Consider the following 16,042-nt stretch of genomic DNA (forward strand, 5'->3'; position numbering starts at 1 on the left):
TCACTTCTTTCTCTATTTTTTCACGTTTAACTTTAAACGTACGACTGGCTTTTGACTCAACTCTTCTACTGTTATATCTGTTAATTGTGTAAGTTCTTCATTTGTCAGGTGACTTTTTTCTTTTACTACTTTTTCATCTACCAAAGTTACAGGCAACACGTCTGGTCCTTTATCTGTTAATAGCTGACTAATAACAACATTATTGGCAAATGCATCTGGTTCACTTGCCAAATTATAACGAGTCACATCAATTCCTTTATTCTTCAAGTTGTTAACAGCAACTGAAATACGAATTAACTCTGGATCAACACTTGGACCGCAGACTCCAGTAGAACAACACATTGCAGGATCAAAAATTTCAATCTTTTTCATCTCTGATTTCTCCCCTTCTTTATAAAAAAGCCGAGAAAGAATTCTCGGCCTATTTTATTTTCAATTATTCTCCTGTTTCAGCATACTTTTTAATGCGTGCGCCAATTTCATCACGCACTCTTTGGAATACAGACCATTCTTGACCCGCTGGATCATCAAATCCCCAGTGAACTCGTTTTACATGTGGTGGTGTTGTCGGACATACATCATTTGCGTGACCACAAAGTGTTACAACTAAATCTGCTTTGTCTAAAATATCACGGTCAATGATATCAGATGTTTGGTCCGTAATATCAATGTCTACTTCTTTCATTGCTTTAATTGCATTCGGATTTACTCCGTGTGCCTCAATACCAGCAGAAAGTACATTCCATTTGTCACCTAAATATTTTTTACCCCAAGCTTCTGCCATTTGGCTGCGACATGAGTTTCCTGTGCATAAAAAGTAAATTGTTTTCTTGTTTTCCATGGTAATTCCACCTTTATTATGAATGTGTATTTTTATTGTGTTTGAAAGTATTTACGCTGGAACCAAAGTGCGACATTTACAAGTGCTATCATAACTGGAACTTCGACTAAAGGCCCAATAACTGCTGCAAACGCTGCACCTGACTGAATTCCAAATACACCTACAGCTACCGCAATCGCTAATTCAAAGTTATTACTTCCAGCTGTAAACGCTAATGTTGTTGATACCCCGTAACTTGCACCAATTTTTTTGCCCATAAAGAAAGAGACAAAGAACATGATTACAAAATAAATGAGTAATGGAATTGCAATACGTACAACATCAAATGGTACGCTCACAATCACTTCTCCTTTTAGAGAGAACATCACAATGATTGTAAATAGTAATGCGATTAAAGTAATTGGACTAATCTTTGGAATGAATACTTTTTCATACCATTCTCGTCCTTTCGTTTTTACAAAAATCAAGCGTGTTAGCATCCCTGCGATGAATGGAATTCCTAGATATATAAACACTGATTTTGCAACCTCTGCCATTGTTATATCTACAACAGCACCTTCAATTCCTAACCATTCTGGAATAACTGTTACAAACACATAAGCATATACTGAGAAAAATAACATTTGGAATACAGAGTTAAATGCCACTAATCCTGCCGCATATTCTGTATCTCCTTTTGCTAAGTCATTCCATACAATAACCATCGCAATACAACGAGCTAAACCTATCATGATTAAGCCCACCATATATTCTGGCTTATCTGGTAAGAATATAACAGCCAAAGCAAACATTAAAACAGGACCAATAATCCAGTTTTGTACCAGTGATAATACTAATACTTTTACATCTTTAAAAACGCGCCCCATCTCTTCGTAGCGAACTTTTGCAAGTGGTGGGTACATCATTAAAATTAGGCCAATCGCAAGTGGAATAGACGTCGTTCCTACCTGTAAACTATTCATTCCATCAACGAATCCAGGTGATAGATATCCAACTCCAATCCCTACTGCCATCGCAAGAAAAATCCATAGGGTTAGATATCGATCTAGGAAAGACAGACGTTTTTTCCCCGTGTTGCTCATCCCTCTCACTTCCCTTTCTAACTATTTATTAACAACCACACCGGAGTGTAGGATTGCTCTTCACAATTTGTTTAATTTTCTCTGTTTGGTCTGGTACATGTGCTAAAATATCTTCTAAAAGCGTGTATAAATCACTTGCTTGATTTAAAGAATAATAAATCCACTGACCTCTACGCTCTTCCTGCACTAAACCTAAATCCTTTAACTTTCGAAGATGCTGACTGATAGAAGGTTGACTCATATCAAATACTTCGAGAAGTTCACAGACACAGCATTCACGTTGCTTAAGGATTGATACAATTGTTAATCTTGTTTTATCTCCTAATAGTTTCAATAATTGAGATGCTCTTGTTACTTCTACAACTGTTTTTTCCATATCTACACCTACCTCATTATAATTACATAAGCATATGCTTATATGTTGTGTAAAAATAAAACGTATTATTCCTTCAAATTAACTTATTCTCACTTTCGAAATAAGTATATAACTATTCGCTTATATGTTCAACTGAAAACTCTCACCTTTACAGAACCTTTACATTCGATTTCCTTTTTTAAAATTTGTGCTCTTTTTCTTATCCCAAAAGATATAAATGATAAATCCTATAGGTCCTGTTAAAAAGATAAATATCAACCATATCAGAAAATGTTGCTTACTAATTTTATTTTTTCGATATTCGAGCGTAACATATGCACACATGTAAATTATTAAAAGGTACATACCTACAATTAGCAATTGATCTAACGAGCTTGTCCCCCCATTCTTTTTAATAAATAATTCTTGTGCATTTTCAAAACCATATCATAAGTAAATAATTATATGTTTATATAAATGGTACCAAAAAATTTTTATCAATGCTATTTATCTAAGAAATCGTACCATAGCAATACACACATAAATGAGTATAGTTTTTTGTGGTAAAATATACCTAAAAGGGGGGTGCGTATGAAAATTACCATTGGTAATGATATTAAAATTACAACGGTTCCAGATGAGTCAGGATTAAGTACTGAATCAGTATATTATGTTTATGAATGGTTTATTAAAGAAACGAACCAAGTCTTTTATATTGGTAAAGGTAAAGGACAACGTTATAAGCAAGAGAAAAATAATCCATACTTTTTAAGAGTTAAAAATCACTATGATTGTGACACTCGTTTTGTGAAAGAAAATCTCACTGAATATGAAGCATTAATCTTAGAAGAGAGCTTATTTAGTCAAAGAGAAAAAGAGGGCCACGTTTTAACGAACGTGATAGTTCCAAATGCCCTCGGTGCGAATGAAAGACCAGATAATTATGAATTTATGAAAACTCCTGTTATTAAAGTAAGTAGAGTAGATAAATATTACTTTAATAAGGAAGATGTCCATTACGATGAAATTGACATGGATAAGCTTTTAAAATCCCATATTTACAAGACAACTTTTTATGGAATTGCTCCATTATATGACGATTCAATTAATGGATTTGTTAATCAAGAAAAAACTGAAGATATAGTAAAACCTCTAATCCAAAAGGTAAATGATTTTATAGAGAAAAAAGGTGGAAAGACTTACAAATCCCCTGCCAAATCTGCTAAGAGTTTAATCTTTTATGGTCAAATTACTTACGAGAGTTATTTCACCTATAAAACTAAAGGGTATGACGTATATCATTTAGTTGACGTTCTAAAATACATCGATAGATACTAACAGATTCTTTCATTTAATTTCTAAAATTCGAAATGATAAATAACTACATAATAAAGAGGTATTTACATAGGCATTTCATCTAATTTTGTAAATACCTTTTTATACACTTTTGATACAATATTATTTATTCTCCAGATAATAATTTCTCCATGATCATCACATCAACACGCTCGCCGTCCATTATTCCCTGCTTTTCAAACACTCCTACTTCACGATAACCCATTTTACGATATAGTCCTTGCCCTAGATTATTAAAAGAAAAAGTAAATAAAACAAATTTATAGAATTCATTTTGCTGTCCGGTCTTTTCTAAAGCCAAAAGTAATTTTTGTCCCAAACCTTTTCCACGATATTCTCTCTTTATGTATATAGATAGTTCACCTACACCCCGATAAGCATATCTATGACTATATGGATTAATGGAGGCCCAACCGACAATATGTAAATTCTCTTCCATAACAATTACCGAATATCTATTTTCTCTTTGAAATAGCCATTCCATCACATATTTATCTGTTTTTATTTCTGTCTCTAAAGTTGCAATACGATCCTCGATACCCTCATTATAAATAGCCATAATTTCTTGTACATCTTGTTCGGTTGCTCTCCTAATCTCCATACATATCTCCCCCTAATATCTCTTATTTATCTCATAAATTTCTTAGAAAATTTATTAATTTAATTAGGTTGTCTCAATTCTTGATAAGCTTCAAGGAAACTCTGATAAGTTTTCTTTCCTAAACTGTTTTTTTCAAGTCTGAACATATTTTGAAAAACATAATCTTTTGCATTTTCAACATTACATTGGTGGGCATTCATTATTAATCTTAGATAGGATAAAAAATAGTCTTTTTTTAAATTACCCGCATGATTAATAATCATTTTATTGTGTTCTCCTTTCAAACTTAATTATTCTGTAAGGAGGCGTAATATAAATTACTACTCCTTACAGTCAGTCGCCTTAACAACAAGATTCTGTACCACAACATGAATCATCTACTTTATTAGGCTTTAAATTCACACTACAAACACCAGTCTCTGGCAAATCAAGTTCTACTTTTTCAGCTGCCTCATAATCACCAGTAAGGTAAGCAACTATAGATCTAACTTGTTCATAGCCTGTCGCCATAAGGAATGTAGGTGCTCTTCCATAACTTTTTGAACCTACAATATAGAAACCTTTCTCTGGGTGTCGAAGCTCTTTTTCACCATGTGGACGAACAGTGCCACAACTATGAAGGTTAGGATCGATTAGTGGTGCTAAAGCCCCTACACTTTCTGTAGCAGTATCAATAGAAGTACGTATTTCACTTATCATAGATAAGTTAGGGCGATTCCCTGTATTTACAATCATCTCCCGGACATCAGTAATTTTTATTTCTTTCTCATCTTGATGACCTACAATGTCCATTCCATTTTTTGTACTAACTACGTATTGAATTTTATATGGTGTCATTACTTCCACGATTCCTTCATCAACCAATTGATGAATGCGGCTACCTAAGGTTCCACGTGCTTCAAGAGCATCTTTTTCCTCTCCCCCGTATGCTTCTTCCACACGTTGCTTTCTCATAATCCATACAATCTTAGTCCCTGGATAGGATTTCTTTAATTTTGCCAACTCTAATAAAGCATTGATTGCAGAATGACCACTTCCAACAACAGCTACATGCTTATTGGCATATCGCTTTTGTTCGTTTCCTAAAATATCTGGAATACCATAAAAAATATGCTCGTTAAGGGATTTCTCTTCTTTCAACCAGATACCATTAGAATTTGCCGGATTTGGATTTCCCCACGTACCTGAAGCATCTAATATCGCTCTAGCTTCATAAACTTGAAGTACGCCTTCTTTTTCTGTATAAATCATAAATGGCATTTTTTCACGATTCGTTGTTTTCATTTTATCTGTATCTTTCTTACCTATAGATAGTACTTTAGTATTCAAATGGATAAATGGTTTAATTTCTGGAAGGTTCGCAAGCGGTTGTAAGTATTGTTCTACAGTTTCTCTTCCTGTTGGTAATGCGTTTATGTCTGGTGATTCCCAGCCATGTTGTTCAAGAAGAGCTAGGGCTACTTTATCTATGTTATATTGCCAAGGTGAGAATAACCGTACATGGCCCCATGTAAGAATGTTTGATCCTATTTTTTCTCCCACTTCTAATAAGATAAATGATTCACCATGTTTTGCTAAATGTGCAGCTGCAGCTAAACCTACAGGACCTCCCCCAATAATGGCGACTGGTAACTGTTTTAATCCTTGCACATCGATATTGCTTTGTAATGTTTGATTGTCTGTTCCACAACAATCTTGCACTTTGAATGAAAGTTGAATAGGTTTCATGAAAAAACCTCCTAATTTTCTCTGAATTTTTAAGTGTAAAATATTAATTTAATTATTTAAATCAAAATAAATTGATTTAAATGCCAGAACGATTATTCAAGTTTAATCATTTATAAAAAGCTGTATTAATCAAAAAAAATTGATTTAAAATATATTAAAATGCTCTTTCGTCCCAATCAAAATTATGACATAGGACGAAATATACAGCATAATTGCTCAGATAATAGTGCATCTACTTCTTTTTTATTAATGTTATAGTAACTCCATGTTCCTTTTGTTTCTTTCGTAATAAGGTTCGCATCAAGTAAAAGTTTTAAATGGTACGAAAGTTTTGATTGTGGCAATTCAAGAACACCAGTTAAATCACATACACAAGTTTCTCCACGCTGACACAATTCGTACAAAATGTGTAACCTTTTTTGATCTGCCAATGCTTTAAACTTCTTTTCATACGTTTCAAAGGATTGGGTAGTTGATTGAGTGTACAATTTAATTTCTTTCATGGTAATTTCCTTTCATCAATTTTTTTTGATGTTTTTATTGTATGTTAAAAACCTTTACTTTACAACATATAAATCAAAATAAATTGATTTATTATATAATACAAAATAAAAAGCATGACATTAATCTGCATGCCTTTTACTTTTTAGTTAGTTAAACTAAAACCTAATCGATAATTTCTCCATTCTTGTACAACATATTCAAAACAGAAAATAAAGCATTTTTCTCCTATAAATACTTATACTACTACCTCAAAATACTTTATTGTTAAATATATCAAAAAACACTTATAATATTTTATTCTGCAGATATAGGTAATCCTTGTTGGCTACCATTTTCCATCCATACAGATATAATATATTCATCGTCCTTTGGAGCAACCCATTCATTTTTTGCTTGATTTAAGTTCCCCCAACTATAACGCTCTAATAAATTGGAATTCTTATGATCTATTTCTTCTTGTAGTACTATGCCATAAGAAGATTTAATAATATTTAATAACCCTAAAGGCATCTCTTGTAGCTTTTTATCTTTCAAATATTCATATGCTGCAAATGATTTTGAACTTCCTTTTACATAATCATGGGGCATTTCTTCTTCAAAAGTGTATTGAAAAACAAATTTTTTGTTATTTTTAATCTCGCAAAGCTTTTCTATTTTATGATTCAAAGTTAACACTTTCTTTAACGCTGCAACCGTTTTGGTCTCTCCTTTTTTATTAAATTCAGTTATATCATAATCATGTATACAAGTATATTTTATTCCAAAGTTATTAAGCACATTTAGAACTATATACATTGTTCCCTTACCTGCACAATTAACTACTGAAGTTCTATCATATATTTCTCTCTCTAGCTCGCCATTAATAACTAGTTTTTCCCCAATTAATTTTAGTGCAATTACCTCCGTGTCTCCCTCCACTAAAATAACATTTTCAGCAAAGAATATTTCATTTATATATGGATTAAAGCGCAATAATGCTTGGAATTTTTCTTTTTCTTGGAGAGGAAGTCCATATATATTTGAATCAACTTGATTTGCTATAACATTTTTTTCATGATTTAAAGAGAGCTTTGCTAGCGTTCTATGTGGCTTTGCTAAATCAATAAAATTTGGAGAATGAGAAGTTGCTAATACTTGGAAAAAACCCTCATCTGCTAAACTATACAGTGTTTCTTTAAACACTCTTGCCAAGTGAGGATGTAAATATAGTTCTGGCTCCTCTATAGCTATAATTAAAGGTCTATTTATTCCTTTTTCCTCACCCTGATATTTTTTCATATACATTTTAAAACCTTTAAGAATTGATAGCATAAAAGTACGTTGTACACCATTACCTTGATGAGTCAGAAGAGTTTCTAAGCCGTTGTAATCAAAATTTGGTTTTAATGATGTACTGACTATTTCATCTAAAGGATTTATATCGACATTAAACTTAATCTTAGTTGCAGTCACTTCCTTCAAAAATCCTTGAACCTCTTCTTCAAAATATTGAATCCTCTCATTTTCATGAGAATTAATTTTATCCTGTAAAAGTTTCGTTTTTTCTTGTGCCTCCTTATATTCATCGAGTCCTTTTATCACATCTTTATATAGAGCATATAAAGTTTTCATATAAGGCGAGTTATCCTTAATATCATCACTTGCATTCTTTACCGCAGGAATATATATAACTTCTGGGAAAGCACTTATAAAATGTGTACCATTGTTTCCCCCACCCATCTTACCATTCCAGCCTTCTTCTCCTAAATCGTGTTCTTCATTTCCTGTCAATTTTGAAGCTCTCTCAACTTTTTCCCCATATGTATATATAGATCTGACTATAAATTTACCTGAAGGTTCATGGATAGAAGCTCTTATTCCATGAAGGTTAATCTCTGCTTCAGTCAACTCTGAAAATGTGGCATGAAAGGTAATCGGGGTAGATGTATCATGCCTATAATATAAATTTTTATCCAGCTTTGAGTTACTTGATCCAAAGGTACATAGAGCTTCTAAAACAGTACTCTTACTGCAATTATTCGGCCCTATTATAATCGAAATATTTTCTATATCCAAACTTAGTTCCTTTATACCTTTAAAATTTCTAATCGTTAATTTAGTTAACTTCACTAATCTCCCTCCTCTATTATCAATATATTATCATTTTTCTCTCGAAAAAAGTTTTATTTTTAAAAATTTTCAGTTTATTTATATGTTTTTATTACATTAAAATTTTTTTATTTAAAACTCTGAGCATAATAAAAAGCATGACAATTATATATCATGCTTTTTATTATGTATTTTTTTCTCTTACCTTCACAATAAGACTACAACTTTGTTTTGAATTGTACTACTTTCTTAATGTATAACTTTGTTGTAAAGTCCATAACTTTGTTGTAAAGTCTACAACTTTCTTGTATAGTCCACGACTTTGTTGTAAAGTCTACAACTTTCTTGTAATTATACAATAGCGTTTATCTCACTTTCTCTATTGCTGGAATATAATCGTTTAACAGTAAATCATCTAGACCCTTTCCAAGATTAATATCCCAACTTGCATAATTAATACTTATCCCTTCTTGATAAAGCGCTTGCGCACATTCTAATAACGACCGCTGGACATCTGAATTTGTAATCATATCCATATCTAAAGCGAACGTCGCCTGTTTAACTCCCATTTTTTTAAATGGTTCAATTAATATTCTCCATACTTTAACCCCAGGTATTGATACAACTGTGGTACCATACATTACTTTTTCCTCATTTGTTAGAAGCTCCTCTAAGTTTTCAGCAGAAATATCAGACTTTAGACTCCCTTCTGAAATCCATACATTATCCTTTTTTATTAGTTCTCCACGTTCCAAACTTTTCAACTCTCGACTAGGTACTGCTACATGTATTGGCAATGGGTTCCCAGCTCCTGTTCCATGGAATTTCCCACCTGAGCTGATCCAAATATATTTACTTTCTAACTTTAATTGTACCTCACCTAATTTTTCACCTTCATAATTAATTTCATACCATTCTTTAGCATCGATTTTACCTTTAAATATAGACTCTATCTTCCCATTGATTTTATAGGTCACCTCTATAACATTGGGTTGCTCAATAACTTCTGCATTAAAGCTTGGTTTATGATTTTTTACAACTGTCATATATTCAGGATTATCAATTCTACATTGAAAACCGCATATCTGATTATATATATTTCTCTGCGGTATTAATAAAGAATCTCTCCTTCCTGCAAACGTAAAATATCTTCCACCCTTTGTTTCTTTTGCATAAAATCCTGGAATTCCAACAATATAGCTTGTTTTCCCCCCTACTTTTTTTATTAGCTCTTTCGTAGTATCCCAAGGTTTAATAGGAAAACTTTTGTAATTTCTAACATTTATTACTTCTCTTGTAATCCTACGTTTTGATCCCATTAACATTTTAATATGTTCATCTCGCACGTCTAAAAATTCTAAGAATACAGTATAAATAATATCAAGGTTGTAATCATTTTTCTTCCTATGTTCCTTAATCATCTGATTTTGAGAAAAGTCATATCCCCTTTTTTGATCTTCAGCTATTATATGTAAATAGCCTGCTTCCCCGAATACTGTTTCAGATGAAATTCGTCCACATATTATTTTAGTTTCAGAATCATTAACCATGCACCATCCTTGTTTACCACATATAGGGCACGTTGTTCTATAATATTCAAACCACCTCTCATTACTCCCCTTATTCATGCTTCTTACTGGCCTTAATATTCTACTTGCTGCTAACTTTTCAATTGACATCACATATCTCCTTTCCCCTTGAGCAAATAAAAAAGCCCTTTGGAATACGGAGGTTAAATACCACACAAACGTGTAATTTAATCCGTAACCCGAAGGGCTTCATGTAATCACTAGAAAATAAAAAAAATCAACAAGTTATAATAAGAATATACTAAAAATTCTTTATTTAATCTAGAGGTTAATTATAATATTATTAAACTCCACACTATAATTATACATGGGCATCTCACTGCTCAACCCCTTTTCGACCTTTTGAAGCGAGAACTTCTTCGGAATTAGATACTATTTTAGCAATCTATATTTACTAAGCTATAAGGGTCCTCCTTATTAACCGTTCACTAATGTTTTTCTGCTTACTTTTTTTGGTACAGTATACTCTCTACTAACCAATTAATTGCGCTATTAAGCGCAATATTGTTAACCATAATCCGTTTCCTGTAAACAATCATCATAACATTATATTTTGTTCAAAATTAATTAATTCTACCCAAAACCACTTTAGAATAAGGACTATAAAACAGTCATATAATTATCAATCTCATGTTGATACCAACAGAAAATCAATACACCTCACCTATATTTGACATTGATATATCAACTGAGATTAACATATCAAATGAAGCGCACCAACTTTATCACTAGTATCCATCGGTTAACATCAACATAACATTAACAAGCGATTACTTATCAAAAACGTTTGCACCTATCTAAACTTCAAAATCTATATTAGTTGAACATTAGTCCATTGCAACAGATTGCACGGAAATAAGTTAATTAATAAACTATCTATAAAGATGTTGCAATGCTAGTAAGACATAAAAAAGAAAAACCCTGAAACTATCAATCTCATGTTGATACCGACGGAAAGATAACTGGTTTTTAATCTATCATTTGTTATTAACATGTTAACTGATTGTTTTCTTTTGTTATCAATATCATTTTGAATGAGGTTGACATAACATTAACAATAAGGTGTCAAAAAGAATAATCGTTTAAAGTTTTCAAGATTTCACAATCTAAATCGGTTGAATTTTTTCTTCTGCTGCAGTTTTCTCGAAGTGAATCTAGTGACGATTTATCCTAAAAAATGTCTCGACACCATCAAAACATAGTTAAAAATTTAATCAGGATAATAAATGATGACAGTATCTTACCCTTTATTTATCATTGACATATAGTCTAAAAACAACACATAGAAAGGAATACTGTCTATATTGTTAATGTCATATCAATAATTTTTATTTAACATTAATATGACATTAACAATTAAGTAGTTGAAATACGCATAAATACAGATCTCGGGTCTTCGAGATCTGTATTAGTTATAAATTTTTCTACTACCACAGATTTCTAACGAAAAACCAAAAAACACTCTAAAAGAACTATAATTGCACTTAGAAACTAACAAGAACTCCATACAATTGATAGTTTCTTATTAGTGACACCGAAAAATTAACAGTTTTTCCTTTGTCTATCATTGATATATAACCTGAAATTAACATGTTAAGCAATTGTTTTCATTTGTTATCGATATTATTCTGATTGATATTGATATAACATTGACATTAAGGTGTCAAAAAGGAGAAGTGTTTATAGCTTTCAAGATTTCAAAAACTATATTGGTGAATTTTTTCTTCTGTGACGGTTTGCTTGAAGCGAATCTAGTGATGATCTATCCTAGAAGTTGTTTTCACACTATCAAAAAATAGTTAAAATTTAATCACAATAACAAATGACGACAGTAATTCAATGCTTTTCAGCCTTTGTTTATCATTGATATATAGTCTAAAGGCGATACGCAGAGAGAAATACTGTCTATATTGTTAATGTCATATCAACAATTTTCGTTAAACATTGATATAACATTAACAATTATGTAGTTGTAATACGAATAGATGCAGATCTTGGGTCTTCGAAATTTGCACTAGTTAAAAATTTATCTACCACAACAGGTTTCTATTGAAAAATTAAAAAAAGAAAACATCCTAAAAGAATACTAATTATGGCTAGAAGCTAATAAGAATTCCATACAATTGATAGTTTCTTATTAGTAACATAACAAAATTAACAGTTTTCTCTTTATTTGTAATTGACATGTAACCTGAGATTAACATGTTAATAGGGCTAATTATCTATTAACAGTAGTGTCACATCAACTATCATCCCTACATATTGACATAACATTAACAATTATTGCTTCTAAAGTTGAAAATATACATACAAATAGAGTTTTAGATTCTGCATCTATTAAAAGGCTTTTTTCTATAGCAAAATTCACTGGATAAATCGGAGAAGATATCATTCTTGAAAGTATTTTGATAGTAACCAAAAACAATAAATCACTTTTTATTACTTCCGATTTAAAAGTGGCAATTGTATGAATCAATTTTGATTATATAGAGATCACTTGTAAGGGGTGATACCCCCTAGAAAAAGTGAGTTTATATTAAACCACATAAAAGTACTTCAACAACCTATAATAGCCTTCACGTGCATTCTAAAGACCTACTGAAACCAATTAACTATACCGTTCTTGGTTTTCTAATACCGAGTATCATAAATTACAATAAATATAGGCCTTTATTTACTATTAGTATGGGCTTTTCGCTTTAGATTTATACATACTTTTTAGTTTTTAAGTCTTTAAGTTTAATGCTATATCCTTATAATTTATTTACAAATCACTAATATTTTCTTATCATTAATATATTGTAGACTAATTTGTTAATTTCATAGCAACAATAATCATTAATAACTAACGGATTATTAACTGGGTATTAGCAATAGTTAATTCCAAACCCTTATTTATCAACTTCATGTCAACAAGTGGCGCTTTATATATCAATGACACATTTCATGTGAATGTCAATCGACAAAGGTATTGAGGTTTATATCGTCGAAAGACACTTAACATGTCAATCTCACTTTATATGTTAATTCCATTTTGCTATGGCCATTATATTTCAAGGAGGTACAACGATGATTGAACAAGATAACAAAAATACAACTGAACATATGGAGTCAAATAATACAAACTCTAGTCATGAAGATACTTTTGAAAAAGCTTGGCGAATAACAGAGTTTTCAAAACTAGTAGGCCGACATCATAACACTGTATACAATTGGTTCAATATCCTAGAGGAAAAGGGGTTACACGGAACATTAAGAACCAATAATACAAATGAAAAGCTATATAACACACTGGATTTAGACATAGCTTTATTTATCAAGCTAAAAAGGGATGAAAAGTGGTCGCTAGATGCAATTATTGAGCTTTTACCACATCAATTTGAACTAAGACCAGTTTCTCCAGAAAATCAAACCAGTGAAGTCTCAACCCAATTAAACATGCAGGAAGCTGCAGCGACTATTGAAAAAATAGTAGAGCAAAAGATTCAAATGCATTTACAAAACATTGAATTAGAGTATCAAGGAAAGTTTGAAGAGGCTATACGTGCAGTGCTACCTGAACCAGAAGACCCTGAAAAGTTAAAAGAGCGCCAAAGACAAGAAAGACTAGATAATATAATTATTCAACATAGAGCGCGTACAGAGTTAAGAAAACAAGCTGAAAACGAGTGGAATACACAGCCGGAAGAAACTCGTATAAAAAAAGTTGGTTGGTTTAAAAAAGAGGAAGATCTTGCGAGAAAACAACTTTTCATAGAAAACTATATTGATGAGAACATGATTGAATACATGAAAAATGTAATGAAAATAGAAAAATAAGCCTGGAAGATTCCAGGCTTATTTTTTATTTAGTTCCGAACATCTTATCTGGATCCATAAATGCCGCTAATTCTTCATCATTTTGCGCTTGTGGCTCTTCATCTTTAACTGGTTCTAATTCAAAGTAATCACCAAAGTCAATATTGAAATCATCATCCGAGTCTTGCGCTTCAATAGTATTAATTTGAGACTTTGTATATTGAATTTGACTTTGTTTTTCTTTAAATTCATTATATTCTTCAACTAATCCTTTTGATAAACGTGATGGTAGTGCATCTGTCTTATAGAAAGTATACACGCTGCCCATAAAGTCATTTTTACTCACTAAATAACCATTAAAAACAGTTCCATTGATTGGTAGTTTATTTGTCACTTCTACTTTTGCATCATCCATAAATGAGTCATCAATGTTCTTCTGTTCATCTAAAATTGCTAACATACCAAAATGATGTACCTTCGATGCCTCTAAATCTCCATTTTCATTTGTCTTCATCAGGTCAATAGGGTGATGGAATGAGCTTCCTTTCAATGATTCTGAGAACATATCTACAATTTCTTCACTGTTTTCAATTTGATTCATATTACGTGAAATCTTATTAATTACTAAACAGCCTGTTCTTTCTAGTAAAATTCGTTTAAAGTCCTGAGAATCTAGAATTACTGATGTTCCTGAACCATTTGCAGCTGTATTTAACTCATGAATAATATCTCCAATGCGTTGATTTGCATAGTCGCGTGAGTTTCCAATGCCTTTTTTCTCATTTTCGTTTAATCCCTTAAACTCATCATAGAAGTGTTGGTTATCTGCAAATACAACAAATGCAACGCCTTTCGCTGGATCATTAGCTAACTTCCAAATTTCTTGTGAAAATTTATTCACCTGTCTTAGTACATCAGGCCCATCCGCCCTAACTGGAAGTGTAACTACAATACCCATTTTAATGAAATCTTTACGCTCAATAGCATTATTGAAAGCAATTCTTGCATACTTTTGTTGATTTTTTATTAATTCTTCTCTAGGAATTTTCATTGCCATACTTTTAAGTTCTTCAGCAATTACAGGTTTATTATGAAAAGCGGAGAATTCTTCAATTGCTTGAATAATTGTAGATGTACCTGTACCACCGCCTAAACCTGCAAAAAATAGTACTAATTCATCAGTTGGTCTAACACGTTCCGTTATAAATTCTTTTAATTTATCTTTAGCTTCTTCATTAGATTCTAAAACCTTTACAGCACGCTCAGGATTCTTACCCAAACCACCTAATTTTAGTGAAACTTGGTTACTTTTCGGCACATTTTTCAGTTCAGCTAAATCCCCATCATTACTATTCAAGGCTAGGCAATTATAAACTGCTGTACCGTCTGTATGCTTATACTCAGCAAACTTATCTACCATTCTAGTTCCAGCTTGACCAAAACCAACCATAGTCATTTTCACAGCTACTTCGTTTTTCAGAAAGTTTTTTGCCATTATTTTATCTCTCCCTTATTCTCATTACTTTTTTTACGTTTCCCTAATTCAACTAATACTTGTTGTCCCCTAATAGTTGAAATTAAAAACTTATACGGATGCATAATTTTTTCTGTTATTAATGACATTGAAGCTAAAGTAGCAACACTACCTTCTGCCGATCTTCTTGAAATGTTAGTTCTTTCAAGTTCTAATGAATAGGATTTACCCTTAGGTTTCTTTACTCTCCTATCAATAACAACACTTTCTACTATTTCATTTATTGAGATTCCTCTCATATACTTTGTCTCTTGGTATTGTTTGTTTACTTGAGATCCTATGTAATGAAATACATTGTAGAGTATTTCGTCTCCTTCAATAATGTCTGCAAACATTTCCACAACTTCTTCAGTGAATTTGTTTTGTTTATATTTTTCACTTAATACCTCGTTCAAGTTGTCCCCCCCTTAAAACGTTGGTTAATTATTCCTAAAAATATATTACATCATTGCAAGACGTATATCAAGTCATTATATATAAGACTTATATAATATTTACAAAATGTAAAATTGAAACAATGTCCTATATATCAACATCAAATATATAAGACGTATATGAAAGTCGTT

Annotated in this window: 14 protein-coding genes; 2 read left to right on the forward strand and 12 right to left on the reverse strand. The window is 31.7% G+C overall.

The window, feature by feature from the left end; genetic code table 11:
• Window positions 1-12: 12 nt before the first annotated feature.
• The 4 genes from arsD to ACO6VI_RS28820 all read right to left on the reverse strand — a co-directional run bounded on the left by arsD (window position 13) and on the right by ACO6VI_RS28820 (window position 2,299).
• Window positions 13-372 carry an arsenite efflux transporter metallochaperone ArsD gene (arsD, locus tag ACO6VI_RS28805; RefSeq protein ID WP_071731682.1) on the reverse strand — a complete coding sequence of 120 codons (360 nt, stop codon included), beginning with the start codon at window positions 370-372 and terminating at the stop codon, window positions 13-15.
• A gap of 64 nt (window positions 373-436) precedes the next feature.
• Window positions 437-841, reverse strand: coding sequence for an arsenate reductase (thioredoxin) (gene arsC, locus ACO6VI_RS28810; protein ID WP_000428327.1), 405 nt, complete (start codon window positions 839-841; stop codon window positions 437-439).
• Window positions 842-873: 32 nt separating this feature from the next.
• Window positions 874-1,923 (reverse strand): ACR3 family arsenite efflux transporter, encoded by a 1,050-nt coding sequence (gene arsB, locus ACO6VI_RS28815; RefSeq protein ID WP_000072357.1) that lies wholly within the window; start codon window positions 1,921-1,923, stop codon window positions 874-876.
• Between the two features lie 28 nt (window positions 1,924-1,951).
• On the reverse strand, window positions 1,952-2,299 hold the full coding sequence (locus tag ACO6VI_RS28820; protein WP_000416313.1) for an ArsR/SmtB family transcription factor: 348 nt from the start codon (window positions 2,297-2,299) through the stop codon (window positions 1,952-1,954).
• Between the two features lie 570 nt (window positions 2,300-2,869).
• Here ACO6VI_RS28820 and ACO6VI_RS28825 point away from each other — a divergent pair.
• Entirely contained in the window at window positions 2,870-3,616 is a 747-nt protein-coding gene (locus ACO6VI_RS28825) for a hypothetical protein (RefSeq protein ID WP_071731684.1), read from the forward strand.
• A gap of 124 nt (window positions 3,617-3,740) precedes the next feature.
• Here ACO6VI_RS28825 and ACO6VI_RS28830 read toward each other — a convergent pair whose 3' ends face one another.
• The 6 genes from ACO6VI_RS28830 to ACO6VI_RS28855 form a co-directional block, all read right to left on the reverse strand.
• Window positions 3,741-4,235, reverse strand: coding sequence for an arsinothricin resistance N-acetyltransferase ArsN1 family A (locus ACO6VI_RS28830; protein ID WP_071731685.1), 495 nt, complete (start codon window positions 4,233-4,235; stop codon window positions 3,741-3,743).
• 59 nt (window positions 4,236-4,294) lie between these two features.
• Entirely contained in the window at window positions 4,295-4,498 is a 204-nt protein-coding gene (locus tag ACO6VI_RS28835) for a hypothetical protein (RefSeq protein ID WP_071731686.1), read from the reverse strand.
• 79 nt (window positions 4,499-4,577) lie between these two features.
• Window positions 4,578-5,963: an NAD(P)-binding domain-containing protein gene (locus ACO6VI_RS28840; protein WP_422424776.1), complete on the reverse strand. Its 1,386-nt coding sequence runs from the start codon at window positions 5,961-5,963 to the stop codon at window positions 4,578-4,580.
• A gap of 182 nt (window positions 5,964-6,145) precedes the next feature.
• Window positions 6,146-6,466, reverse strand: a complete 321-nt coding sequence (locus ACO6VI_RS28845) for an ArsR/SmtB family transcription factor (RefSeq protein ID WP_071731688.1) — start codon at window positions 6,464-6,466, stop codon at window positions 6,146-6,148.
• 295 nt (window positions 6,467-6,761) lie between these two features.
• Window positions 6,762-8,576, reverse strand: a complete 1,815-nt coding sequence (locus tag ACO6VI_RS28850) for an ATP-dependent nuclease (RefSeq protein ID WP_071731689.1) — start codon at window positions 8,574-8,576, stop codon at window positions 6,762-6,764.
• Between the two features lie 344 nt (window positions 8,577-8,920).
• Window positions 8,921-10,234 carry a DNA primase gene (locus ACO6VI_RS28855; protein ID WP_422424778.1) on the reverse strand — a complete coding sequence of 438 codons (1,314 nt, stop codon included), beginning with the start codon at window positions 10,232-10,234 and terminating at the stop codon, window positions 8,921-8,923.
• 2,979 nt (window positions 10,235-13,213) lie between these two features.
• Here ACO6VI_RS28855 and ACO6VI_RS28860 point away from each other — a divergent pair.
• Window positions 13,214-13,963 carry a hypothetical protein gene (locus ACO6VI_RS28860; protein WP_000572418.1) on the forward strand — a complete coding sequence of 250 codons (750 nt, stop codon included), beginning with the start codon at window positions 13,214-13,216 and terminating at the stop codon, window positions 13,961-13,963.
• A gap of 25 nt (window positions 13,964-13,988) precedes the next feature.
• Here the strand turns inward: ACO6VI_RS28860 and ACO6VI_RS28865 are convergent, their stop codons facing one another.
• Together ACO6VI_RS28865 and ACO6VI_RS28870 are read right to left on the reverse strand one after the other, a co-directional pair.
• Complete coding sequence (locus ACO6VI_RS28865) at window positions 13,989-15,437, reverse strand: cell division protein FtsZ (protein WP_098839978.1); 1,449 nt, start codon at window positions 15,435-15,437, stop codon at window positions 13,989-13,991.
• Window positions 15,437-15,871, reverse strand: coding sequence for a hypothetical protein (locus ACO6VI_RS28870; RefSeq protein WP_001006721.1), 435 nt, complete (start codon window positions 15,869-15,871; stop codon window positions 15,437-15,439). Before ACO6VI_RS28870 ends, ACO6VI_RS28865 begins: the two co-directional genes overlap by 1 nt.
• Window positions 15,872-16,042: the final 171 nt, after the last annotated feature.

It is taken from the genome of Bacillus sp. PSXD-155 (assembly GCF_049310765.1).
In the GTDB taxonomy this organism is placed as follows: Bacteria; Bacillota; Bacilli; order Bacillales; family Bacillaceae_G; genus Bacillus_A; species Bacillus_A cereus.